Origin of the sequence: Phenylobacterium sp. (assembly GCF_019636135.1) — a bacterium.
Taxonomy (GTDB): Bacteria; Pseudomonadota; Alphaproteobacteria; order Caulobacterales; family Caulobacteraceae; genus Phenylobacterium.
On record NZ_JAHBYD010000016.1, the window covers coordinates 80249 to 103980 of the forward strand.

Sequence of the window (23732 nt, forward strand, 5' to 3'; positions counted from 1 at the left end):
TGGCCGGCCTTTTGGCGCGGGACACGGACCCGCGCCAAAACTCCGGGCCGCGAAGCCGGACCTAGAAGCCGGCCGGCGCGGCGGGTTGGGCGGCGGGCGCCGCGTCGCAGCCCTTGCCCGAATAGAGACCGGCCAGCAGCGCCTTGCGGGTGTTGGCCGTATTGATGGTCTCCGCCGCCTGCGCCTTCACCTGTTCGGCGCGCTGGCGGGCCATGCTCGACATCTGGTTCGCCGCCTGGCCGAGGCCCGGCATGCGGCCCAGGACGCCCGTGCGCAGCATGCCTTCGACCGCGACGGTGCCGGCCATGCCCGCGCCCTTGGCCGAGCCTTCCGCCTTGCTGGCCTGCATGTTCGCGTCGGCGATCACCTGGTCCATGCGGCCCGACTCCGCGGCGATCGCCGCGCAGTCCATCTGGCCGTCGGTCGGATAGCTGACCTGCAGCGACTGGGCGAGCGCCGGGCCGGCTATGAGCGCGCAGACGGCGCCCACGATTGCAATCCTGTTCATGTAAGCCCCCATGATTACCCCAATGGATCATTGGGTAAGCCGGCGGCCTGCGGGCGTCCTCCCCCGATTGGGGGTGTCAGGCGGCGACGAGGCGGGCGAGCTGCACCGGGTGGGTGAACTGGGGCAGGAGGCCCGCGCCCTGCAGCCGCACCACCCGCAGGTCGCCCGACGGAAGCCAGGTCGGCTCGATCAGCCCGGGCAGGCCGGTCGACATCGCCACCGTCCAGGCGCGCGGCCTGTCGGGCGGCGACCAACCGTTGGCGTAGGCCGCATGCTCGGCGGCGAAGCCGTAGGCGGAGCGGGCGCACAGCGCCTGGATGTCGCGGATCAGGAAGCGCCGGACCAAGGGGTCTTCCAGCGCCTGGATATCCGCCGGCGCTTCCTCCAGCATCTTGGCGAGGATCCGCTCCAGGAGCTCGGTCGTCGCCTGCCGACGCAGGAACTCCGCGAAGGTCGCCACCAGTTCGGGGTTGCGCAGCAGGTGGCGCTGCACCGCCGCCACCAGGGTCTCGCGCTCCTCTTCCAGCGCGATCGGCGCATGCGGGTTCAGCAGCACCGCGCGGCCCAGGCGCTCCGGGTAGGCGTTTGCGAACTCCAGCGCGACCGGCACGCCGGTGTCGCGGGCCAGCATGTGCGCCGACTTCAGCTTCAGCCGCTCCACCACGGCGGCCATGTCGCCGGCGCCGGCCGCCACGTAGTCGCCGTTCGCGGGATCGGTCAGGCCGAAGCCCGGCCGCTGGATCACCATCGGCCGCAGCCCCGCCGCGATCAGCCGGGCGCGGAACGCCTCGGGCAGCCGCCGGCCCGCGGCGGCGCCATGGAACACGAACACCGGCTCGGCGTCGTAGGGGCCGTAGTCGATGAGGGCGATCCGCCGGTCACCGTCCAGCGAGGGCACCACGCGCAGGCGGCCACCGCCTTCCTCGACGCCGAACACCGGCTCCGCGGCTGACGCGAAGGCCACCAGCTCGCGCGCCTCGGCCAGCAACCTCGCCAGGTCCTTCGCGCCCTTGGCGTTGGTCTTGGCCAGCACCGACTTCATGTGCGTCTTCACGGTCTCGGCGCTGAGGTTCAGCGTCTGCGCCGCCTCGGGCGACGTCGCGCCCTTGGCCACCAGGGCCGCCACCCGAGCCTCGGCAGGCGTGAGGCCCAGGGCGGTCTCCGCCAGCCCCTCGTCGTCCGCGGGCTCGCCCTGCGCGGCGCACATCACGCCGATGAGGCGGGCGATCAGTTCGGGGGTGCGGCGCACGCCCATCTTGGCGTTGATCCGGCGCAACGCGTCGCGCGCCGTCTCCCGGCCGACGCCGGCGTCCGCCGCGGCGACGTCCAGGTTCGGCGCGAAGAGCAGCGCCTCCGCCAGCCGCGCCTCCAGCGCCGTCAGATCCAGCGTCCGCGCCGCCCGCCGCGCCAGCTCGGACGACCGCGAGGGCGCGCTCACCACCACGACCAGCCGCTCGGGCCCGGCCCTCAGCGCGGCGCCGGCCTCGGCGTCGAGCGGCCAGTGCGCGGCGGCCTTTGCGTCGCCGACCCAGGCGGCGAAGGCCGCGCCCGCCGCTCCCTCGATCAGGCTCACGACCGGTCCCTCGCGCAACGCCCGCTTCAGGAGCGGCCGCAGGTCGAGCGAGTCCGGGAGCAGCGCCAGGTAGGCGACGTCGGCGTGGAACACCTCGCCCCGCGCGCTCACCACGGCGGCGGCGAGCGTGCGGCGGTCGGCGATCGCGCCGGCCACGGGCGGCAGCGCCTTGGCCGCCGCGCTCAGCGCCTCGCGGGCCCGGCCGGTGTCGGCGAGGACCGCACCCTCCACCTCGGCCCAGGAGTCGAGCAACAGGCCCACCGGCGCGCCGCCGGGGGCGCGGGCGCGAAGCAGGTCGGACAGCCTGGGGGGTTTCCCGCTCATCTCGTGTCCATGACTACGCTTGGGACAACGCTCCAGTTGCAAGCGTGGTCGTACACCTTTGCTGCAAGCGGCGCGCCACTCGCGGCGGGATCGGCGCAGGAGGGCGCGAGCGGAAGCCGCATTCGATCCGTCGCGCTTGCACGCGCGGGCCGGCCAAGGATGAACCGATCCTGACTTTGGGGGTTCAGCACGGGTTCACGGCGAGGGACGCCTGATCCCCCAAGCTGGGAAAACCCGAGGAACCGTCATGAAGCATCTGTTGTTCGCCGCCGCCGCGCTGGCGGCCGTCGCCGCACCGCTCGCGGCCTCCGCACAGCCCGGCCACGACCGCCGCGAGGTGCGCGACGATCGCCGCGAGTACAGGGACGACCGCCGCGACGCGCGTCGTGACGGCCACGTCTCCCCGCGCGAGGCCCGCGAGCTGGCCCGCGACCGCGCCGACATCCGCCAGGGCCAGCGCGAGCTGCGCTACGACCGCCGCCGCGCCGATACGTGGCGCAACCGCGCCGAATGGCGGAACTACCGCGGCGCGCGCCCGGGCTACTGGTACGCTCCGGGTTACGGATACTACCCCGTCCAGCGCGGCTACACGTGGCGGCGCGGGGCTTACGTGCCCGCCAGCTACCGCCACTACTATGTGCAGGATCCCTACTACTACGGCCTGCGCACGCCGCCCCGCGGCTACCGCTGGGTCTACGCCGACGGCAACTTCGTGCTGATGGCGCTGGCCACCGGCCTGATCGCCGAGGTCCTGCTCGACCGCTACTAGGGCTAGTGGAGCGTCCCGGCCGAGCCCGCCTCGGCCGCGGCCGCCCCGCGCGTCATCGACAGCACCAGGGCCGAGCCGGTCGCGTCGGTGCGCAACGTCAGCGCCGCGCCGAGCTGCTCGGTCATGGCGCGCAGCAGGTAGCCGTTGCTGACCGACACCAGCGCCCCTTCGGCGCCGTCGGCGCCCGAGATGGCGACCTCCGCGTGCCGCGCCCTGGCGTCGAAGCGGATCCGCATGCGGCCGGGCACGTCGGCGTCCAGGAGGGCGCCGAGGCATTCCGCCAGCGCCACGCTGAGCGACGTCGTCTCCTCCAGGCTCAGCTTGAGGCCCGAGGTCTCCACCTCGATCCGCTCGACTGGCTGGTCCCGCTCGGCGCAGATGGCGCGCGCCAGGGCCGCGGCGAAGGCGTCGAAGTCCACCGCTTCGTCGCTACGGCCGCCCAGTTCGCGGTGGACGCGGGAGATCAGCACCGAGCGCTCCATGGCGCGGCGCAGGCTGTCGGCCACCTGCGGCTCGGGCTCGCCCTTGGCCTGCAACGCCAGCACGCCGGCCACCAGCCGCATCTGGTGGCTCATGCGCTCGTTCAGCTCGCGGAAGAGCGCCGCATGGTTGTCGGCCACCGCCTTGGCGCGCCCCAGCTCGCGCGACAGCTCGCGCAGGGCGCCGGTGGCGCCGGTGATGATGGTGATCACCACCGCGCAGGTCAGCGCGAAGAACACGAAGGCGGTCAGGACGTTGGGCGTGAACTTCCAGGCGTAGACCGGCTCCACGAAGCACCAGAAGCCCAGCGCGGCCGAGGCCATCGCCGCGGCGATCGACGGCGCGCGGCCGAACGCATAGGCCGAGAGGATCACCGCCGGATAGAAGGCCGAGTAGGCGAGACCGCCGCCCAGCATCCCCTGCATCGGGGCGCGGATGGAGAACGCGACGGCGACCATCAGCCCGCTCCAGACCCACGGCATGGCGGTCGAGAGGCGGTTCAGGACCGGGAAACGCTGCGACAGACTGAACATGCCTAGGCCCTATCACAGGGCAGGCTGGCATGCTTCACCGAAGCGGCGGAAAGGTGGCCCATGACCGACCGGGACGTCTATCTCAAGCTCGCCGCCGTGGCCCAGGAACTCGCGAAGCTCGCGGAAGAGGCCGAGACCTATGTGGGCAACGCCGCCCTGCACACGGCGGCCAGCACGATCGCGGGCGCCGCCAAGGCCGTCTACGACCACATCGTGGGCGGCGAAGGCTCCCACTGACCCGGCGCGGCGTCGCCGCCGGCCCTAGCGTGGGACGGCGCGCCACAACAGGTACGCCACGATCCCCCAGAACGCGACGATGGCCGCCCACTTCAGGGCGCCCGCCACGATCCGGTAGGGCGGCGGCGGATGCTTCTCGCCCGGGAAGACGTCGCGCAGCGTCGCGGGCCGGTACTTCGGATCGGCCGCGCGCCGGTCGAGCGCCATCGCGCTGAGTTCTTCCGGCGCCTGCGGGTTCTTCGGCAGGTCGGCGCCGGGAATCCTGCCGACGCGGTCGGCATAGCCGGTCACCAGCCCGATGCCGTCGAAGGCCCAGGGGGCCAGCGGGACCGCCTTCCTGGGGTTCCTCGGGTCAGCCTTGATCCGGTAGGGCGCCGTCGCCCTGCGGAGCCTCTTGGCCTCGCCGAGCTCGGACCCTTCGCCGGGGCCGTTCCCGGCGTCCCAGTTCAACTTCAGGCCCGCCCGCAGCGCGCCGACGGCGATCCAGACCAGCGCTCCGCTCGACAGCCCGAGTTCCGGGTTGCCGCCGCCGACCGATCCGTGCGTCCCCGGGAACCATTGCTGCTGATAGGGTCGATCGGTGTAGGCCACGTAGGTCGCCGCCTCCTCGGGCCTGTCCACCTGCTTGCCGTGCGCGGCGGCCCACGCCTGGTTCAGGCGGTGGATGTTCTGGACCGGCGTGATGTCGAACGACTTGCGGTCCTCGTCGATCGCGCACGCGTGGCGGATGGAGAACAGGAGGTCGCTGGCGTTGGTGTCGAGGAACTTGTAGCGCCCGTTCACCAGGCGCGAGAGGAACGGGATGGTGTCGGGGACGCCCATCGAACCCACCGTGTCCCACACGCCCAGGTACATCAGCCGGTAGATATCCAGCGGCGGCGGATCGGGCGGCAGCCAGACGAACTCCCTGTCGGTCTCCCGGGCGCCGGCGGGCCGCGCCGGCGCCTCGGCCTGCGGGCTCGCGTCCGGCAGGCCGAAATCGACCGCGCGGTCGGCCCAGGCCCCCGCCGTCGCGTCGGCGGCGCCGGTCGCGATCGGCCGCGGCGGGTCCGAGCCGGGCGCCTGGTGGGTGTGCCGCGCGCGGAAGTCCTTCAGGTCGTGGTGGTCGTACGTCTTCGACGTGTCGCGATAGTGGTTCATCGCGTCGGGGATCTGCTCGAAGCAGTCCCGCCGCACGATGCCGCACTTGCGGATCAGCCCGCACAGGCTGCGCGCGGTGTAGGCGCCGCGCGAGAAGCCGAAGACGAAGATCTCGTCCCCCGGCTGGTAGTTCAGGACCAGGAAGCGGTAGGCGCTCTCGATCTTGTCGTCGAGGCCGGCCCCGATGGCGCCCCCCAGCTTCACGACCAGCCAGTCGGCAAGCCGGCTCACCCCCGTCGAGACCCCGACGCCGGAGTCGTAGAACACCACCTGCCGCCGACCGTCCCACCCGCGCGGCTCCACGCACTTGGCGAGGCGGGCCACGTTCGTGAGGTTCTTCATCCGCAGGTCGTTCCACGTTCCGTCGCAGAACACCGCGAGGCGCTTGCGGTCGTGGGCGGTGTCGCGCCGCGCCGCCGCCCCCGCCGCGGACGCCCTGCCTGCGCTCTTCCTCTCCGGCATCTCGACAGCCTTCTCCCTGAGACCACTCTCAGGTTGAGCTACCTCTGCGTCAACACCCTCGCGAGCGCCGCTAGCGCGTCCACTTCGCCAGCCAGTCGGCCAACGCCTGCGGCGTCATGTGGCGCGCATCGGCCAGGGCGGCCACGTCCGCGCGGCCCACGAGCTGTCTTCCGCTCTTCGGGTCCACGACCAGCAGCGCGGGGACGCCCTCCAGGCGCGTGGTGACGCCGTATCGGGCCGGAACCTGCAGGTTCCTGTCGAACCGGCCCACGTCGACCTGGACGATCTCGTAGTGCTTCCCCAGGAACGCCTTCAGCTCCGGCAGCTCCATCGTCGCGGCCAGGATCCGGCAGTCGCCGCACCAGTTGCCGCCCATGTCGATCAGCACCAGCTTGCCCGACGCCTTCGCCCTGGCCAGCGCGCGGTTCAGGTCCCCCGTGGCGTCGGCCGCCTCGTCATAGGGATAGGGCAGCGGCGTCCTGAGCTGCGCATAGTCGGTGATCGACACCTTGGGGGCCGGCGCCGCGACGACCGGAACGGCCAGGCTGAGTGCGAGCAGGCCCGCGGCGGCGAGGCGGATCATCGGGAAACTCCCATCGGTCGCCTAGGATCTGGTCACGGAACGGCCGCGGTCAACCCTTCGGGGGAACAGGCGGAGCCCGGCGGCGGTTAGCGCTGCACCCCCGACCGGAGAATGACATGACCCTCAGCGACAAGGACGTCCAGGACCGCCTCTGGAGCGCCGTCGAAGACCACCACACCGGCATGCTCGGCCTGCTCGGCGACCGGCATCACTTCCAGCCGATGACCGCCTTCGTCGAGCGCGACACCAACACCCTGTGGTTCTTCACCAGGAACGACACCGACCTCGCCCGGGCGATCGACGCCGGCGCCGAGGCCGCCTTCATCTTCACGGACAGGAAGCTGCAGGCCTGCATCGACGGGCGGATCAGCCTCGACCACGACCGCGCCCGCATCGACAGGTACTGGAACGCCCACGTCGCGGCCTGGTACCCGGACGGCAAGGACGATCCCACGCTCACGCTGCTGAAGCTGGACGTGACCGACGCCGCGGTGTGGATCACCGAAGGCGGATTGCTGAAGTATGCGTTCGAGCTCGCCAAGGCCAACGCCGGCAAGACCACGCCGGACGTGGGCGAACGACGCGACCTGAACTTCCACTGATCGGCGCAGGTACGGCGGAACGGCGCCGGATCGGCAAACGTTGATTCCCGCCGATTCGGCGGCGACCGCGTCACCCAGCTATAGTTGCGTCGACTATCCGACCATGCCTGAAGCTGGCGCGGTCGTCCTCTATTGATCTCCCCTGCGACCATTTCGCCTGGATTCACCCGTCCCGCCCCATGTGAGTCGAGTACTCGACAGTCTTGGGCCACGCGCGTCGATAGCTTGAAACCCAAGCCGCACCGCGGCGTTTCCAGTCCCCGATGCAAAGGCCCGCACCCGCATTGCAGAACAGCCTGCTCGAAGCTCTGCCTGCGGCCGACCTCGCGCTGTTCGCCCCCCAGCTCGTCCAGGTGGAGCTCGAGCGCGGCCGGCTGCTCTACGACCCCGGCGATCCGATCGAGCACGTCTACTTCCCGCACGACGGGGTCGTCTCGCTGATGACGCTGATGGAGAACGGCGCGGCCATCGAGTCGACCACCATCGGCCCCGAGGGCGCGCTGGGCCTGATGGCCGCGGTCGCGCCGCGACAGTCGCTCAGCCGCGCCATCGTCCAGACGCCGCTGCGCGCCGCGCGGATCGGCGTCGAGCGCCTGCACGAGGCCTGGACGAGGAGCCCGGCCCTGCGGGACCTCGTCGACCGCCACACCGAGGCGCTCTACGGCCATGCGATCCAGTCGGTGGCCTGCAACGCCCTGCACTCGGTGGAGGAGCGTTTCTGCCGCTGGCTGCTCACCTGCCACGACCGCATCTCCACCGACACCATCGCGCTGACCCAGGAATTCCTGGCCGACATGCTGGGCGTGCAGCGCACGACGGTGACCGCCGTCGCCCGCTCGCTGCAGGAGAAGGGCATGATCCGATACCGTCGCGGCGTGGTCGACGTGGTCGACCGCCAGGCCCTGCAGCAGTTGAGCTGCGAGTGCTACGGCGTGATCCGCGGCAACTACGATCGCCTGCTGGGGCGCGCGCCCAGGGACGACCGCCCACGCCGCTACGCCACCGGCGACACCTGACCGGACCGACCGCTCGCCGCGTAGTGATTGCGCGGCACGGATTTTCCTCGTTTCTTGCGCGCTTCCCCGCTTCCGCCCCCCGGAAGCGGCGCAACGAGATCGAGAAAAGACCTATGGTTTCTGGAATGCGCAAAATCCTGCTTGCCGGAGCGTCCCTCGCGCTGCTGGCCGGCGCCGCTTACGCCGCCGACGCCCCCGACGCCTCGACGCTGGCCTCGCCCAAATATGGGACCTGGGGCTTCGACCTCTCGGGCATGGACCGCTCGGTGAAGCCCGGCGACGACTTCTTCAAGTTCGCCAACGGCAAGTGGGACGAGCGCACGCAGATCCCGGCCGACCGCACCCGCTATGGCAACTTCAACAAGCTGCGCGAGCTCAGCGAGAACCGCATGCACGCGATCCTCGAGGACGCGAAGGCGGGCAGGCTGACCGACCCCGACGCCGCCAAGATCGCCGCCGGCTACGCCTCGTTCATGGACGAGGCCCTGGCCGAAAGGCTCGACGCCAAGCCGCTGGCCCCGGCGCTCGCCCAGGTCCGCAAGGTGAAGACCAAGGCCGAGTTCACCGCCCTGATGGCGAAGTCGAACACCACCGGCTTCACCTCGATCTTCCCGATCGGCATCCAGGTCGACCAGAAGGCGACCACCCGGTACGCCGTCTACACCGGCAACGCCGGCCTGGGCCTGCCCGACCGCGACTACTACCTGAAGCCCGATTTCGCGGCGAAGAAGGCCAAGTACCAGGAGTACGTCCAGCAGATGCTGGCCATGGCCGGCTGGGAGAAGCCCGCCGAGAACGCCAGGGCCATCGTCGACTTCGAGACCCGGCTCGCCGAGGCGAGCTGGAGCCGCATCGAGCGGCGCGACCGCGACAAGACCTACAATCCGATGACCACCGCCGAGCTCGCCGCCTACACGCCGGGGTTCGACTGGAAGACCTACCTGGCGGCAAGCGACGTGCCGCAGGTGACCCGCATCGTGGTGACCACCAACACCGCCTTCCCCAAGGTGGCGAAGATCTACGGCGACACCTCGCTCGAGACGCTGAAGGCCTGGCAGGCCTTCCACCTCGCCGACAGCGCCGCGCCGTACCTCTCGAAGCGCTTCGTCGACGCCAACTACGCCTTCCGCCTGAAGGAGCTGGCCGGCCAGCCCGAGCAGCAGGCGCGCTGGAAGCGGGCCGCCGCCTTCATGGACCGGACCATCGGCGAGTCGGTGGGCCGCGTGTACGTCGCCCGCTACTTCCCGCCGGACGCCAAGGTGAAGATGGACGCCCTGGTGGTCGACATCCGCACGGCGCTGAAGGCCCGCATCGAGAAGCTCGACTGGATGGGCCCGGAGACCAAGGAAAAGGCGCTGGAGAAGCTCGGCAAGTTCGGCGTCAAGATCGCTTATCCTTCGAAGTGGCAGGACTACGCCGCGCTCCAGCTCAAGGCCGACGACCTCTACGGCAACGCCCTGCGTTCGGGCGCCTACGAGTGGCGCCGCCAGGTCGCCCGGCTGGACGGCCCGGTCGACAAGTCCGAGTGGGGCATGACCCCGCAGACGGTGAACGCCTACTACAGCCCGCCGAACAACGAGATCGTCTTCCCGGCCGCGATCCTGCAGCCGCCGTTCTTCGATCCGGACGCCGACCCGGCCATCAACTACGGCGGCATCGGCGGGGTGATCGGCCACGAGATCAGCCACGGCTTCGACGACCAGGGCCGCAAGTCCGACGGCGACGGCGTGCTGCGCGACTGGTGGACCGCCGAGGACGCCGGCAAGTTCAAGGTCCAGGCCGACCGGCTGGGCGCCCAGTACTCGGCGTTCGAGCCGGTTCCCGGCGCCAAGGTGCAGGGCGGCCTGACCATGGGCGAGAACATCGGCGACATGGGCGGCCTGTCGCTCGCGCTCGACGCCTACCACACCTCGCTGAAGGGCCGGCCCGCGCCGGTGATCGACGGCCTGACCGGCGACCAGCGCGTCTTCCTCGGCTGGGCCCAGGTGTGGCGCGAGAAGAGCCGCGAGGAGGCGCTGCGCCAGCAGGTCGTCACCGACCCGCACTCGCCGGCCTACTTCCGCGTCAACGGCGTCATCCGGAACATCCCCGGCTGGTACGACGCCTGGAACGTCCAGCCGGGCGACAAGCTCTACGTCGCCCCCGCCGACCGCGTCGACATCTGGTGACCCTGGAGGGCGCGGGCCCCGGCCCGCGTCCGCCCCGTCGACAGCCCCGAGGCGATCGGGGCCCGGGCGGAACCCTCAGGGGTTCGCCGCATGCACGACCCGGCCCGCGATCACGGTCGCGGCGACCCGGTCGGCCGAGGGATGGGCCAGCACGTCCCGGAGCGGCGCGTCCAGCAGGCAGAGGTCGGCCGGCTCGCCCACGGCCACGCGCCGTCGCCGGCGCCCCGGCGCGGCGGGATCGCCAAGGTAGAGGCCGAGCGCGGTCGCGGCATCCACCGCCTCGCCGGCGCCGATCGAGAGCCCGCCCGCGCTCCGCCGCGCCATCGCCGCGGCGATCCCGACCCACGGATCGGGCGTCGCGTAGGGCGCGTCCGAACTGCCGGCCACGGGCACGCCCGCCGCCAGCAGGCTGGCGCAGCGGTAGAGGTCGGGCAGGTCTTCGGCCGCCACGTTGGCGGCGTAGCGGTCGCCCCGCTCGCGGATGAAGGCCGACTGCGTCACGACCGTGAGGCCCAGCGCCTTCAGCTCACCGATGGCGTCCGGCGGGATGACGCCGCCGTGCTCGATCCGGTCGCCGGGCTCCGCGCCCGCCATCCCGAACGCGGCCAGGCTCAGCGCCAGCTCCGCCGCCGTCACGCAATGGACGCCCACCTTGCGGCCCTGCGCCCGCGCCCCCGCGATCCGTCCCACGAAGTCGTCCAGGTCGATCAGCGCATGGTCGTCCAGCAGCACCTTGACCGGCCCGACCGCGAACGCGCCGTCGGCCGGCGTCGCCAGCGGCCCGCCGCTCATCAGCGTCAGCCGTTGCGGCAGCTCGCCCGCCCGGTGCGCCGCCGCCAGCCGCCCGGCCGCGTCGGCGTCGGTGGTCACGCTGGCGTCGGTCAGCGCGGTGACGCCCTGGCGCGCGAGCACCCCCCCGATCGGCGCGAGCGGCGGCGGCTCGGCGCCGATCCGCGCGCGCAGCCACGCGTCGGCCCGCCAGATGCGGCCGGCGTCGCGCTCCAGCCCCGGCGGGTCGTCGCCCTCGCCCAGCGCGGCCAGGGCCGCACTGTTCAGCACCCACAGCGAGCCCGTCTGATGCTGCACCCGCAGCCGATGCCGCGGCGCGAGACGATCCAGCACGTCGCGGGTCAGTTCGCCCGCCATCGTCTCGTGGTAGCCCAGCACGCGGACCCAGGCGCCCACGGGCTTCGCCGCCGTCGCCGCGGCGATCCGCGCCGCGAACCGATCCGCAGTCTCGACGCCCTCCAGCGTCACGGAGTCCGCCCGCGCGGCCAGCCCGAACAGGTGGATGTGGTGGTCGCAGAGCCCGGGGATCAACGCTCCGCCCCGCCCGTCGATCTCGTCGCCGCCCGCGAGGCCCGCCCCGATCCCGGCGATCCGGCCGTCCACGATCCGCACGTCCAGGCCCGCGCGGCCGTCCACCTCGACGTTGCGGATCGCGAGCGTCATGCCGCGCGCGCCAGGCCCATCACGCCCGCGGCGCCGGCGGCGCAGAGCGCGAGCCCGGCGTCCACGCGAACCGCGCCATTGCCGGTCAGCGCCTCCAGCGCGCCGACGGCCGCCGCCAGCCCCGTGACCGGGTCCGCCAGGGCGTCGCCCAGGAACCGCGGCTCGCCGGCCTCGCTCCAGGCGACCAGCCCGCCGGCCGCGGCCGCGTCGTCGCCGAACGCCACGCGATGGCCATCCGCCCAGCCGTAGCCGGTGATCGCCACCCAGACCGCGCCCCCCTCGGTGAGCTCATGCGGATGGAAACCCAGTGCGCCGAAGGCCCGCGGCCGCGCGCCGGTGATCACCACGTCGGCGGCCAGCACCGCCTCGCGCAGCGCCGCGCGGCCGGCCGGATCGGAGAGGTCGACCGACCACGCGCGCTTGGCGCCGTTCAGCCGCCGGTGGAACTCCGGCGTCGAGGTCCAGGTCGGATCGGGCCGCGACAGGCTCTCGATCTTGGTCACCGCGCAGCCCGCCGCCGCCAGGATCGCGCCGCACATCGGCCCCGCCCACAGGGCCGAGAGGTCGACCACCTTGGGCGGCCCCGACCGCGCCCGCGAGGGCCAGTAGGCCTGTGTCCCGGCCTGGGGCCGCGCCGCCGCGACCTCTCCGACCGCCGCCACCGGCAGGCCCAGCCGCACGCCGTCCTCCAGCAGGCGGGCCACGATCCGCGCCGGGGCGAGCCGCTCGACCTGGTCCCAGGCGGGCTCGCCCCACTCGCCCCCCAGCCACGCCGGGACCAGCTCGCGATCCTCGTCGCGCGCCAGGTTCACCGCGATCCAGCCGTCGGCGGCACGCACCAAGCGGCAGGCGCGGTTGGCCGAGATGCGGCCCGGCGGGTCCAGCGGCAGCAGGCCTTCGCGGGAGGTGATCCCCATGGCCGCCACGTCGACGCGAGCGCCGAGCCTGCCGCTGAGCCGCGCGATCCGCGCCGACAGGGAGCCCAGCACCGCGTCGAAATCCCTCACGCCGCCACCTCGTCGACGAGGCCCCAGGCCAGCGCGGTCGCCAGGTCGATGTCGGCGCCGGAGATCGCCATCCAGCAGGCCCGCCGACGGCCCACGCGCCGCGGGATCGTGGCCGTCCCGCCGGCGCCGGGGATCAGGCCCATCGAGACCTCCGGCAGCCGGAAGTGCGCGCCCGGGTCCGCCGCCACCCGCCCCGCCGCCGCCGGAACCTCGACGCCTGCGCCCACGCAGGCGCCGTGCAGCCGTGCGGTCAGCCGCGGGCCCAGCGCCGCCGCCAGGCGCGCCGGCGAGCGCAGGGTGCGGATCAGGTGCGCCTGGCCCGGATCGGCCGCCGCGCCGAACTCGTCGAGATCGCCGCCGGCGCTGAAGCACGGTCCGTCGCCGCTCAGGCCGACCGGCGGCGCGTCGGGGTGCTCCAGGGCGAACCCCAGCGCTTCGGCCAGTTCGTCCCGCATCCGGGCGTCGAAGGCGTTGCGCCGCTCGGCCCGCGTCAGCCGCACCTCGATCGCCCGGCCCACCGCCACCTCGACGCGCTTGCCGAGGTCGCCGCGCGCCCGGGGCGGGTTCGCCGCCCGCCACGAGCGGAAGCCGTCCGACGCCAGCAGCATCGAATAGGCCATCGACTCCAGCGCCAGCGCTTCGTCCAGCGAGACCGACAGCGACATCCGCAGCACCTGCGCGCAGACCGCCGCCGCCACCGGCTGGGCCGAGACCGCCGCCTTCAACTGCGCGACCGCGCCGTCCAGCTTCCCTGCCGGCATGCCGACCCAGGGCCCCGGCGCGCCCGGCTCGTCGCTCAGCAGGATGTCGAACGGCTCCAGCGCCCCACCCGGCAGCGGGCCGGAGCGCCACACGCCGACCTGCACGACGCCCGGCGTCGCCGCCACCGGCGGCGCGTCGCGCCCCAGCTCGGTGACCGCGATCCCGGCGCCGCCCAGCTCGGTCAGGTCGGCGATCAGGTCAGGCATCGGCGCGCGTCCCGCATTCCTCACCCATACCCCCGCGCGGACAGGCGGGTCAGCCCTTCGCCATCTCGGCCTTGAGCTGGCGGCGCAGCAGCTTGCCGGTGTCGTTGTACGGCAGGGCGTCGCGGAATTCCCAGACCTCCGGCGTCTTGGAGGACCGCAGGCGCGCCTTCGCGAACGCCTTCAGCTCGTCCACGGAGGGCTTGGCGTCCTTCGCCACGATCACCGCGGCGACCTTCTCGCCCCATTCGTTGTCGGGCAGCCCCAGCACGGCGACGTCGTCGATGGCCGGATGCTCGCGCAGCACGTCCTCGATCTCGCCCGGGCTCATGTTCTCGCCGCCGCGCACGATCACGTCGTCCAGCCGGCCCTCCACGAAGAGGTAGCCCTCCTCGTCCAGGTAGCCGCCGTCGTTGGTCGCGAACCAGCCGTCGGCGCCGATCACCTTCTTCGACGTGTACTCGCCCGAGACCTGCTCGCCGCGGACGTAGATCTCGCCCGACTGGTTCGGCCCCAGCACCTCGCCGTGCGCCCCGCGGATCTCCAGCTCCAGGGTCGGCAGCGGCTTGCCCACCGAGCCCAGGCGCTTCTTCACCGCCTCGTCGTCCGAGTAGAGCGCCATCCGGTGATCGTCGGGGCCGAGGATCGAGATGGTCGAGCTGGTCTCGGTCAGGCCGTAGGCGTTGGCGAAGTCCACGTGCGGCAGCATGTCCAGCGCACGCTCGATCACCGGCAGCGGCATGCGCCCGCCGCCGTAGCTGATCGCCCGCATCGACGGCAGCGTCTCGCCGCGCGCCGCCAGCACGTCGAGGATGCGGCCCAGCATGGTCGGCACCACCATCGCGTGGGTGATGTCCTCGGCCGCGGCGGCCGCCACCCAGGCCTCCGGCGTGAAGGCCTCCAGGTGGACGATGCGCCGTCCGCCGTAGATGCCGGTCAGCACCGCGCTGATCCCGGCGATGTGGTACGGCGGCACGCTCACCAGCGCGGCCTCGTCGCCTTCCGCGCCCTGGAACTCCACCGTGGAGATCACGTAGCTGGTCAGGTTGGCGTGGCGCAGGATCGCGGCCTTGGGCTCGCCCGTCGTGCCGCTGGTGAACAGCAGCACGGCGATGTCGTGGTCGGCGTCCAGGAACTCGGCTTCGCAGTCGCCGTGGATGTTGCAGGCCGCCTCGAAGGCGCTGCGGCTCACCACCTTCACGGCCTCGGCCGCCGCCAGCCTGGGGACCATGTCGTCGTCGACGATCGCCACCGACGGCGCGGTGCGCGCGAGCAGCTTGTTCAGGTCGGCGTCGGGCAGGCGGTAGTTGAGGGGCGCGAAGGGCTTCGCCAGCATCCCGGCCGCGAAGATCGCCACCGGCAGGGTCGGACCGTTCAGCCCTACGAACGCGACGTTGGCCCCGCCCATCTGTTCGAGGAACGCCGCGCCATGGTGGGCCCGCCGGCGGGTCTCGCGGTAGCTGAGGCCGGCCGCGCGCGGCCCCAGCGCCAGCCGGTCAGGCGCGGCGTCCGCCGCCATGTCGAGCAATAGGGCTGTGTGCAACTTCGCGATCCCCAACAGCCGCTCAGTCCGACGCGGGCAGCTTCTTGGCTTCCTTGGCGCCGATCGGGCGGCCGCCGATGGTCAGCGTGCCCTGGCCGGTCTTGGTGCAGAGCACCTCCATGCCGGTCTCCTCGTCGGCATAGCGCTTGCCCGCCTGGCTGCCGTCGGTGAAGCCCTCGGCGATCGCCTTGCCCTCCGGCCTGGCCTCGGCGTGCGCGATCACGGGATAGCCGCCGCACTCCAGCGAGGCCTCGGCCTTCGGGGGGCGCACGACCACCACCTCGGTGTCGCAAACCGCACTCTTCCAGCGCGATCCGGGCTTCAATTCCATCCGTTCAAACTCCCCGCGTACCGGTTGTTCTGGTTGCCGCTATCACTAGCGGGCGCTCCGCCCCGCGTCCACGCACGACACCGCCGATTACGGATACGATGCCGCCGCCGGCGCGCGGATCGTAGAGGCGGGACCCACGCCCGGCACGGCCGTCACCTCCGGCGGTATCCCTTCCCTGGTTCGTCATCCCCCGGCTTGTCCGGGGGACCCATTGGGCTGTGAGCCAGCCATCGTCTCCCACCGCGCACGATCTCCCAACGCCGAGCCCAGTGGATCCCCCGGACAGGCCGGGGGATGACGATCCGGAAAGGGTGAACGAAGGACGGCGCTACCGCCCGCCCTGCCCGTCGTCCACGCGGATCACCGTGCCCGTCACCGCCTCCGAGGCCGGCCCGACCAGGTAGAGCAGGGTCGAGTCGAGCTGCGCCGGGTCGCCCAGGCGCTGGCGCGGGAAGCGCTGGGTGATGTCGCCCACCCGGCTCAGCATCCCGTCCATCATCTCCGAGGCGAAGGCGCCCGGCGCGATGGCGTTGACGTTGATGTGGTTGCGGGCCCACTCGACGGCGAGCACCTCGGCGGTGCGGGCCGTGGCGGCCTTGCTGACGGAATACAGCGCCGCGCCTGCGCCGGTGTACGAGAACGCCGCCACCGAGGCGATGTTGACGATCCGGCCGGGCTTCTCGGCCGCCATCAGCCGCCGCGCCACTTCGCACGACAGGATGAACGGCGCGCGGACGTTGATGTCGAGCACGCGGTCGATCAGCTCGATCGACATCTTGTGCGCCCGCTGGGCGTCGGGGATGCCGGCGTTGTTGACCAGGATGGTGACGGTCCCGAGCTCCGCCTCGGCCTTGGCGACCGCGGCGATCAGTTGCTCGGCGTCGGTGGCGTCCATCTCGATCGGCAGGGCCACGCCGCCGGCGTCGCGGATCTCCCTGGCCAGCGCCTCCAGCTTGTCGAGCCGCCGCGCCGCGACGGCCACCTTGGCCCCCTGGCTCGCCAGCACCCTGGCGAACCGGTAGCCCAGCCCCGACGAGGCGCCGGTGACCAGCGCCACCTGGCCGCTCAGGTCGACCGAGTTGTTCGGGAGGGGGAAGCTCATGCCTTGCTCCGGCCGCTGGTGGGGATGTCCTTGAAGGGGACGGTCTTGTCGACGCGGATGTCGCCGGGCAGGCCCAGCACGCGCTCGCCGATGATGTTCCTCAGGATCTCGTCCGAGCCGCCCTCGATGCGGGTGGCGGGCGAGCGCATCAGCATGCCCTGGAAGCGGCCGTTCTGCGGGCTGTCCGCATCCCAGACCACGCCCGCCTGGCCCTGCAGGTCCAGGGCGAACATCGCCAGCTCCTGCATGTTGGCCCCGGCCACCAGCTTGCCGATGGAGTTCTCCGGCCCGGGCGTCTCGCCCTTCGAGAGCGCGCTGATCGCCCGCATGCCGGTGTACTTCAGCCCCGACTGCCGCACCGCGAACTGGGCCAGTTTCGAGCGCACGTTCGAATCGTCCACCGCCGGCGCCCCGTCGATCTCGGCCTCCAGGCAGTAGCGGAACAGCTCGGGGAACCCGTTGGACATCCCCGACCCGATCGACAGCCGCTCGTTCATCAGCGTGGTGAGCGAGACTTCCCACCCCTGTCCGACCGCGCCCAGCCGCTGGTCGTCGGGGATGCGCACGTCGTTGAAGAACACCTCGTTGAAGCCCGACTGCCCGTTGGCCTGCTTGATCGGCCGCACCTCGACGCCGGGGCTGTCCATCCGCAGGAAGAACATCGTCAGCCCCTTGTGCTTCGGCACGTCGGGGTCGGTCCGGGTGATGAGCAGGCCCCACTGCGAATGCTGGGCGCCGCTCGTCCACACCTTCGACCCGGAGATGATCCAGTCGCCGGAGCCGTCGTCAGCCCTCGTCGCCTTGGTGCGCAGGCCCGCCAGGTCCGACCCGCCCGCCGGCTCGGAGAAGAGCTGGCACCAGATCTCCTCGCCGCTGGCCAGCGGCGGCAGCAGCTTGCGCTTCCAGTCCTCGCCGGCCCAGGCCATCACCGTGGGGCCGCACATCCCATGGCCGATCACGAACGGCCCGGAGAGCGCGCCGTAGACGCCCTCCTCCTGGCCGAAGATCACGCGTTCGATGGGGCTGGCGGCGCGGCCGCCGTATTCCTTCGGCCAGTGCAGGCAGGCCCAGCCGGCCTCGGCCTTCGTCTTCTGCCAGGCCTTGGAGGCGGCCATCGGGTCCATGCTCTCGATGCCGCTGGAGGCGAAGCTGGCGCGCTTCAGCTCGGCCTCGAGCTGCTTCGGCGCATTGGCGTCGATCCAGGCGCGGACCTCGGCGCGGAACCTGGCTTCTTCGGGGGTGTCGTCGAAGTTCATGGTCGTTTCCTCGCCCCCCGACTATTCGTTCACGAATGGTCGGGTCTAAGTAAGAATTAGGCCGCCGCTTCGGCGTTGCCGGCGCTCATGCGTTCGATCAGCAGGCTCTCCCAGGTCGACAGCGACCCCAGCGAGAGCGCCAGGGCGTTGGCGCGCCGGTAGTAGAGGTGGCAGTCGAAGGCCCAGGTGAAGCCCATGCCGCCATGCACCTGGATGTTGTTCTTGGCGCAGTGCTGGAAGGCGCTGGTGGCCGACACCCGCGCCGTGGCCGCCGCCACCGGCAGTTCAGCCGCCTCCGTGGAGAGCGCCCAGGCCGCGTAGTAGCAGTTGGACCGCGCCAGCGTTGCCGAGACGTACATGTCGGCCAGCATGTGCTTGATGCCCTGGAACGAGCCGATCGGCCGGCCGAACGCCATCCGGTCCAGCGCATAGTCGCGCGCCATCTCCAGCGCCCGGTCGGCGCCGCCCACCTGCTCGTAGGCCTGCAGGATCGCGGCGCGGTCGATCACCCGGTCGGTCAGGCCCCAGCCGTCGCCCGCGGCGCCCAGCGGCTCGGCCGCCGCGCCGTCGAACGTGAGCCTGGCATAGCTGCGGGTCGGGTCGATGGTCTCCAGAGTCTCGCGCCCCACCCCCGGGCCGGAGAGATCGACGAGGCAGAGCTGCAGGCCGCCCGCCGCCTTCGCGAGCACCACCGCCACGTCGGCCACGTCGCCGTCCGGCACGACGATCTTCGCGCCGGTCAGCTTGCCGTCCTTCAGGCTGGCCTTGATGCTGTCCAGCTTCACGCGGCCCGAACCCTCGACGTAGGCGAACGTCCCCACCGCCGCGCCGCTGGCCAGCTTCGGCAGCCACGCCTGCTTCTGCGCCTCCGAACCCGCCAGCAGCAGGAACTCGGCGCAGAGGTAGATGGACGAACTCACCGGCACGGGCGCGATCGCGCGGCCCAGCTCCTCGGCGATCAGGCACAGCTCCAGGTGGCCCAGCCCCATGCCGCCGTAGGCCTCGGGGATCGCCACGCCCAGCACGCCCAGGTCGGCCAAGCCGGCGTAGAGCGCCTTGTCGTACGGCTCCGCGCCTTCGAGGATCGCGCGCGGCACGGTGGTCGGGCACCTCTCGGCCAGGAAGCGGCGGACCTGGTCCTGCAACGCCTTCTGGTCGTCGGAAAAGTCGAGGTTCATGGCATGCTCCGTGGCTCGCCGCGCACTTGAACCCGCTGCCGCCACGGCAGGGAAGCGCGTGATTCCGCTGGGAGACGGCGTGACCGCGCGCCAAGCTCGGCGGCCTTGAGGGGGAGCTTCTTGATGATCGATCCGAAGAACCTGGCGACGGCGGCCCTGGCGGCGCTGGCCGCCGCGACCCAGGCGCACGCGCAGCCTAAGTGGCCCGCAGTCGACGCGGCGCTCAGCCCCTACGTCGAGAAGGGCGAACTGGCCGGGGTGGTCACCTACGCGCTGAAGGACGGCAGGCTCGTGCATGCCTCGGCCATCGGCAAGCGCGACCTCGAGACCGGCGCGCCCATGCAGATGGACACCATCGTGCGCGCCTTCTCCATGACCAAGCCGGTCACCGCCGTCGCCATGGCGATCCTCTACGACGAGGGCAAGTGGCGGCCGGAGGACCCGCTCGCCAAGGTGCTGCCCGAGCTCGCCGGCCTGAAGGTGTTCAAGGGGATGGACGCGGACGGCAAGCCGATCCTGGCCGCCCCGGCGCATCAGCCCACCATCGGCGAGGTGATGACCCACACCGCCGGCTTCTCCTACGGCTTCAACCCCGGCTACGTCGACGACGCCTACCGCGCCAACAGCCCGCTCCGCGCGGAGTCGTCGGCGGAGGCGTTGGGGCGGATCGCGACCCTGCCGCTGGCCTACGAGCCGGGGACGAAGTGGCAGTACTCGATCTCGATGGACGTCGAGGGCCTGATCGTCGAGCGGCTCTCAGGGCAGTCGCTGCCGCTCTTCATGCAGAGCCGCATCTTCGGGCCGCTGAAGATGGTCGACACCGGCTTCGTGGTGCCCGACGGCAAGCGCGGGCGCTTCGCCCAGCTCTACGAGTGGAAGGACGGCGGGCTGCAGGTTCCCGGCCCCGGCCCGTTCAACTCGGCCTACGCCAAGGTCCCCGGCTTCGCGTCGGGCGGCGGCGGCCTGGTCACCACCGCCTCGGACTACGCCCGCTTCGCCCAGATGCTGCTGAACGGCGGCCAGCTCGACGGCGCGCGCATCCTGAAGCCCGCCACCGTCAGGCTGATGATGACCAGCCACATCTCGCCCGAGATCGCCGCCGGCGGCTACGGCGTCGGCCAGCAGCAGATCCGGCCCGGCTACGAATACGGCTGGAACGGCGTGGTGGTCACCGACCCCGACCGCGCCCAGGTCGCCATGGGCAAGGGCAGCTACCTGTGGGACGGCGCGGCCGGCACCTGGTTCTGGGTCGACCCGGAGAACAAGGTCGTCTTCGTCGGCCTCATCCAGCGCCTCGGCGGCGAGAACACCCCACAGGTGCAACCGGTCAGCCAGAAGGCGGTGAAGGCGTCGCTCACCCCCTGAACGTCATGGCCCGGACAAGCGGGAGATGACGGAGCTATCTGATTTCCAGCACCTCGATCCTGCGGAACTCGATGGGCGAGCCCTCGCTCTGGAGCGCGATATAGCCGCCGGTCACGGGCAGCGCGCCGCCGGCCGCGGCGATCAGGGGCGTCGCGGTCTTGTCGGCCGGATCGTACTGCGGGGCGTCGTAGGCGATGACGTCGCGGCCGTTGATGCGGTGGACGACGTGGCCGGCCTTGCTGACCTCGACCTCCATCCTGACCCATTCGCCGAACGGCAGCGCGGGCGAGATCGCGTCGTTGCAATGCCGGGTGATGAGCTTGCCGGCCATCTCGACGTTGAGGCCAGGCGTGCAGAGGTTGCCCGTGGTCCGCGCCTGGCCCGGCACGACGCCCAGGTACTGGACCTCCAGCGAGACCGGGAACGGCTGGTCGACCGCCATGGTCGCCGGCGCCTGCGAATGGATCATCACGCCCGAGTTGCCCTTGGCCCAGTCGGGCGTGTCGGCCGGCCAGGTCCCGACGAAGCGGTACTCCATCCGCAGCCGGTAGGCGCTGAACGGCGCCTTGTAGAAGAGGTGGCCGAAGCGGTTCCTGAACGCGCCGCCGTACTGGTCGTAGCTGACGACGATCCTGCCGTCCTCAGCGCGGAAGGTGTGCAGCGGATCTTCGCCGGCGGGCAGGCCCATGATCTTCGGCGTCCAGCCGGTGAGCGTCCTGCCGTCGAACAGCGAGACCCACGTCTCGGCGGCCGCGGCCGGCCCCGCCGCCACGACCAACGCCAGCCCTGCCAGAAGTGCGCGCATCAGACGATCGTCCCGCCGGTCTTGCCCCAGTAGGCGTCGCGGATCAGGCGCTTGTACAGCTTGCCGGTGGGATGGCGCGGCAGCTCGGCCATGAAGTCGATCACCCGCGGCCGCTTCACGCCCGACAGGTTCGCCCGGCAGTAGGCGTCGAGCTCGGCCCTGAGGTCGTCGCCGGCGTCGGCCCAGTCCATCGGCTGGATCACCGCGACCACCTTCTCGCCCATCTCCTCGTCGGGCGCGCCGACCACGGCGGCGTCGGCCACGCGCGGGTGGGTGATCAGCAGGTTCTCGACCTCCTGCGGGTAGATGTTCACACCGCCCGAGATGATCATGAAGCTCTTGCGGTCGGTGAGGTAGAGGAAGCCCTCCTCGTCCATCCAGCCCACGTCGCCCAGGGTGGTCCAGCCGTATTGGTTGGTGCTGTCGGCCGTCTTCTCGGGCGCGTTGTGGTACTCGAACTTCGCGCCGCCCGAGAAGAACACCATCCCCTCGGCGCGTGGCGGCAGCGGCTCGCCGTCGTCGCCGCAGATGTGGAGTTCCACCGGGAGCGTCGCGCGGCCCACCGAGCCCTTGTGCGTCAGCCAGTCGGCCGAGTTGATCGTCGTCCGCCCGTTGCCCTCGGTGCCGGCGTAGTATTCGTGGATCAGCGGCCCCCACCAGGCGATCATCTGCTCCTTCACCGGCACGGGGCACGGCGCGGCGGCGTGGAACACCACCTTCAGCGAGCTGTGGTCGTACTTGGCGCGCACGGCCTCCGGCAGCTTCAGCATGCGGACGAAGTGGGTGGGCACGAACTGGACGTGGGTGATGCGGCGCCTTTCGATCAGCCGCAGGCAGTCCTCGGGGTCGAACTTCTCCATCATCACCACCGTGCCGCCCAGCCGCTGCACGTTCATCGACCAGCCCAGCGGGGCGGCGTGATAGAGCGGCGCGGGCGACAGGTAGACGGTGTCGCCGTCCATCCCGTAGAGCGTCCGCGCCCACTCAGTCAGGCCCTCGGCGGCGGTCAGCGGCCCGCCCGGCAGCGGCCGCTTCACGCCCTTCGGCCGCCCTGTCGTGCCCGACGAGTAGAGCATGGCGACGCCGGGCGTCTCGTCGGCCACCGGCGTCGCCGGATGCCTGGCCCGCTCGGCTTCGAACGAGGCGAACGGCGCCACGGCTTCGTCGGCCATGAACAGCGGCATGGCCGGCGCGTCCTTCACCGCCTCGGCCGCCACCTCGGCCATCGCGCGGGAGACCACGAACGCCTTCGCGCCCGAGTCCTGGAGGATGTAGGCCACCTCGCCCGCCGTCAGCCGCGACGAGATCGCCGTGTAGCGTAGGCCGCACCGCTGCGCCGCCCACAGCACCTCGTAGTAGATCGGGTGGTTCTCCATCATGATCGCCACGCCGTCGCCCACTTGCAGGCCAAGCGACCGGAAGAGCTGCGCCCCCTGGTTCGAGCGGTCGTTCAGTTCGCGGTAGGTCACGGTGTGCCCGCTGCCGGCCATGATGAAGGCGGGCTTGTCGGGCGTGGTCTGCGCGTGGACGGACGGATGCATGGCTAGCTCTGGCCCCCGTCGCAGCGGACGATCGCGCCGGTCGTGAACGACGAGGCGGGGCTCGCCAGGAACAGCGCCGTGGTCACGATCTCCTCCGGCCGGCCGGGGCGGCCCAGCGCGTTGTCGGATGTCTCCCGCGCCGCCTCGCTCCAGGCCTTGGAGATGTCGGTCAGGAACGGCCCCGCCGAGATCGAGTTCACCCGCACCTTCGGCCCGTATTCGTGCGCCAGCGACACCGTCATCGCGTTCAGCGCCGCCTTGGCGCCGGAGTACGGGATCACCGCCGGCAGCGGCATCAGCGCCCCGGTCGAGGAGATGTTGATGATCGCGCCGCCGTCGCCCTGGCTCATGCGGTGCGCCACCTCGCTGGCCAGCCGGAACGGGCCCTTGAAGTTCAGGCTCATCACGCTGTCGAACAGTTGCTCGGTCACTTCGTGGCTGGGCACGGCCGGGCTCATGCCCGCGTTGTTCACCAGGATGTCGATGCGGCCGAAGTCGGCGTAGACGTCCTCGATCAGCCGCTCCATCTCGGCCCAGCGGCCGGCATGCACGGCGTAGGCCTTGGCGTTGCGCCCCATCGCGCGGATCTCCGCGGCCACCTCTTCGCAGGCGTCCAGCTTGCGGCTGGCGATGATCACGTCGGCGCCGTGGCGGGCGAAGGCACGGGCCATCTGCAGCCCCAGCCCGCGGCTGCCGCCGGTGATCAGCGCGACCTTTCCGGAAAGGTCGAAGAGGTCGTCGGCCATGGGCGTCTCCCGTCGTTTTCCCGGCATGCTAGGCCCGAAACCGGCT

Annotated in this window: 22 protein-coding genes; 6 read left to right on the top strand and 16 right to left on the bottom strand. The window is 71.7% G+C overall.

Features of this window, described 5'->3' with window-relative positions; translation table 11 throughout:
- Window positions 1–61: 61 nt before the first annotated feature.
- Both KF737_RS12750 and KF737_RS12755 read right to left on the bottom strand, forming a co-directional pair.
- The gene (locus KF737_RS12750) at window positions 62–508 is read right to left on the bottom strand and encodes a hypothetical protein (protein ID WP_296455136.1); all 447 of its coding nucleotides are present in this window, start codon (window positions 506–508) and stop codon (window positions 62–64) included.
- Between the two features lie 76 nt (window positions 509–584).
- A complete protein-coding gene (locus KF737_RS12755; RefSeq protein WP_296455139.1) occupies window positions 585–2405 on the bottom strand; it encodes an alpha/beta fold hydrolase in 1821 nt (606 codons plus the stop codon).
- Window positions 2406–2652: 247 nt separating this feature from the next.
- Between KF737_RS12755 and KF737_RS12760 the strand changes: the two genes are divergently transcribed.
- On the top strand, window positions 2653–3174 hold the full coding sequence (locus KF737_RS12760; RefSeq protein WP_296455142.1) for an RcnB family protein: 522 nt from the start codon (window positions 2653–2655) through the stop codon (window positions 3172–3174).
- Between the two features lie 2 nt (window positions 3175–3176).
- Here the strand turns inward: KF737_RS12760 and KF737_RS12765 are convergent, their stop codons facing one another.
- Complete coding sequence (locus tag KF737_RS12765; RefSeq protein ID WP_296455144.1) at window positions 3177–4187, bottom strand: DUF4118 domain-containing protein; 1011 nt, start codon at window positions 4185–4187, stop codon at window positions 3177–3179.
- A 60-nt stretch (window positions 4188–4247) separates the two neighbouring features.
- On the opposite strand from KF737_RS12765, the gene KF737_RS12770 reads away from it, so the two are divergent.
- The gene (locus KF737_RS12770; RefSeq protein ID WP_296455147.1) at window positions 4248–4424 is read left to right on the top strand and encodes a hypothetical protein; all 177 of its coding nucleotides are present in this window, start codon (window positions 4248–4250) and stop codon (window positions 4422–4424) included.
- Window positions 4425–4448: 24 nt separating this feature from the next.
- On the opposite strand, the gene KF737_RS12775 is transcribed toward KF737_RS12770, so the two are convergent.
- On the bottom strand, window positions 4449–6026 hold the full coding sequence (locus KF737_RS12775) for a DUF2235 domain-containing protein (RefSeq protein ID WP_296455150.1): 1578 nt from the start codon (window positions 6024–6026) through the stop codon (window positions 4449–4451).
- A gap of 70 nt (window positions 6027–6096) precedes the next feature.
- Window positions 6097–6609, bottom strand: a complete 513-nt coding sequence (locus KF737_RS12780) for a thioredoxin family protein (RefSeq protein ID WP_296455153.1) — start codon at window positions 6607–6609, stop codon at window positions 6097–6099.
- A gap of 116 nt (window positions 6610–6725) precedes the next feature.
- On the opposite strand from KF737_RS12780, the gene KF737_RS12785 reads away from it, so the two are divergent.
- From KF737_RS12785 to KF737_RS12795, 3 genes are all read left to right on the top strand, one after another.
- On the top strand, window positions 6726–7211 hold the full coding sequence (locus KF737_RS12785) for a pyridoxamine 5'-phosphate oxidase family protein (protein ID WP_296455155.1): 486 nt from the start codon (window positions 6726–6728) through the stop codon (window positions 7209–7211).
- 263 nt (window positions 7212–7474) lie between these two features.
- Window positions 7475–8227, top strand: coding sequence for a Crp/Fnr family transcriptional regulator (locus KF737_RS12790; RefSeq protein WP_296455158.1), 753 nt, complete (start codon window positions 7475–7477; stop codon window positions 8225–8227).
- 125 nt (window positions 8228–8352) lie between these two features.
- Entirely contained in the window at window positions 8353–10395 is a 2043-nt protein-coding gene (locus tag KF737_RS12795; RefSeq protein ID WP_296455161.1) for a M13-type metalloendopeptidase, read from the top strand.
- A 75-nt stretch (window positions 10396–10470) separates the two neighbouring features.
- Here the strand turns inward: KF737_RS12795 and KF737_RS12800 are convergent, their stop codons facing one another.
- The 8 genes from KF737_RS12800 to KF737_RS12835 all read right to left on the bottom strand — a co-directional run bounded on the left by KF737_RS12800 (window position 10471) and on the right by KF737_RS12835 (window position 19229).
- On the bottom strand, window positions 10471–11847 hold the full coding sequence (locus KF737_RS12800; protein WP_296455164.1) for an amidohydrolase family protein: 1377 nt from the start codon (window positions 11845–11847) through the stop codon (window positions 10471–10473).
- Entirely contained in the window at window positions 11844–12854 is a 1011-nt protein-coding gene (locus KF737_RS12805) for a CoA transferase (RefSeq protein ID WP_296455168.1), read from the bottom strand. The genes KF737_RS12800 and KF737_RS12805 overlap by 4 nt, the downstream gene beginning before the upstream one ends.
- Window positions 12851–13822 (bottom strand): enoyl-CoA hydratase/isomerase family protein, encoded by a 972-nt coding sequence (locus tag KF737_RS12810; RefSeq protein ID WP_296455171.1) that lies wholly within the window; start codon window positions 13820–13822, stop codon window positions 12851–12853. Before KF737_RS12810 ends, KF737_RS12805 begins: the two co-directional genes overlap by 4 nt.
- A gap of 49 nt (window positions 13823–13871) precedes the next feature.
- Window positions 13872–15338, bottom strand: a complete 1467-nt coding sequence (locus KF737_RS12815) for a class I adenylate-forming enzyme family protein (protein ID WP_296455175.1) — start codon at window positions 15336–15338, stop codon at window positions 13872–13874.
- A gap of 46 nt (window positions 15339–15384) precedes the next feature.
- Window positions 15385–15693 (bottom strand): hypothetical protein, encoded by a 309-nt coding sequence (locus KF737_RS12820; protein WP_296455178.1) that lies wholly within the window; start codon window positions 15691–15693, stop codon window positions 15385–15387.
- Between the two features lie 328 nt (window positions 15694–16021).
- Window positions 16022–16795 carry an SDR family NAD(P)-dependent oxidoreductase gene (locus KF737_RS12825; protein ID WP_296455181.1) on the bottom strand — a complete coding sequence of 258 codons (774 nt, stop codon included), beginning with the start codon at window positions 16793–16795 and terminating at the stop codon, window positions 16022–16024.
- Window positions 16792–18051 carry an acyl-CoA dehydrogenase family protein gene (locus KF737_RS12830; RefSeq protein WP_296455184.1) on the bottom strand — a complete coding sequence of 420 codons (1260 nt, stop codon included), beginning with the start codon at window positions 18049–18051 and terminating at the stop codon, window positions 16792–16794. Before KF737_RS12830 ends, KF737_RS12825 begins: the two co-directional genes overlap by 4 nt.
- Window positions 18052–18107: 56 nt before the next feature.
- A complete protein-coding gene (locus KF737_RS12835; RefSeq protein ID WP_296455187.1) occupies window positions 18108–19229 on the bottom strand; it encodes an acyl-CoA dehydrogenase family protein in 1122 nt (373 codons plus the stop codon).
- A gap of 123 nt (window positions 19230–19352) precedes the next feature.
- On the opposite strand from KF737_RS12835, the gene KF737_RS12840 reads away from it, so the two are divergent.
- Complete coding sequence (locus KF737_RS12840) at window positions 19353–20594, top strand: serine hydrolase (RefSeq protein ID WP_296455190.1); 1242 nt, start codon at window positions 19353–19355, stop codon at window positions 20592–20594.
- A gap of 34 nt (window positions 20595–20628) precedes the next feature.
- Here the strand turns inward: KF737_RS12840 and KF737_RS12845 are convergent, their stop codons facing one another.
- The 3 genes from KF737_RS12845 to KF737_RS12855 are packed head-to-tail and all read right to left on the bottom strand — an operon-like array spanning window position 20629 to window position 23686.
- Window positions 20629–21399, bottom strand: a complete 771-nt coding sequence (locus KF737_RS12845; RefSeq protein WP_296455193.1) for a DUF1080 domain-containing protein — start codon at window positions 21397–21399, stop codon at window positions 20629–20631.
- On the bottom strand, window positions 21399–22940 hold the full coding sequence (locus tag KF737_RS12850) for an acyl-CoA synthetase (RefSeq protein ID WP_296455197.1): 1542 nt from the start codon (window positions 22938–22940) through the stop codon (window positions 21399–21401). Before KF737_RS12850 ends, KF737_RS12845 begins: the two co-directional genes overlap by 1 nt.
- 2 nt (window positions 22941–22942) lie before the next feature.
- Window positions 22943–23686, bottom strand: coding sequence for an SDR family NAD(P)-dependent oxidoreductase (locus KF737_RS12855; RefSeq protein WP_296455200.1), 744 nt, complete (start codon window positions 23684–23686; stop codon window positions 22943–22945).
- Between the last annotated feature and the right edge of the window lie 46 nt (window positions 23687–23732).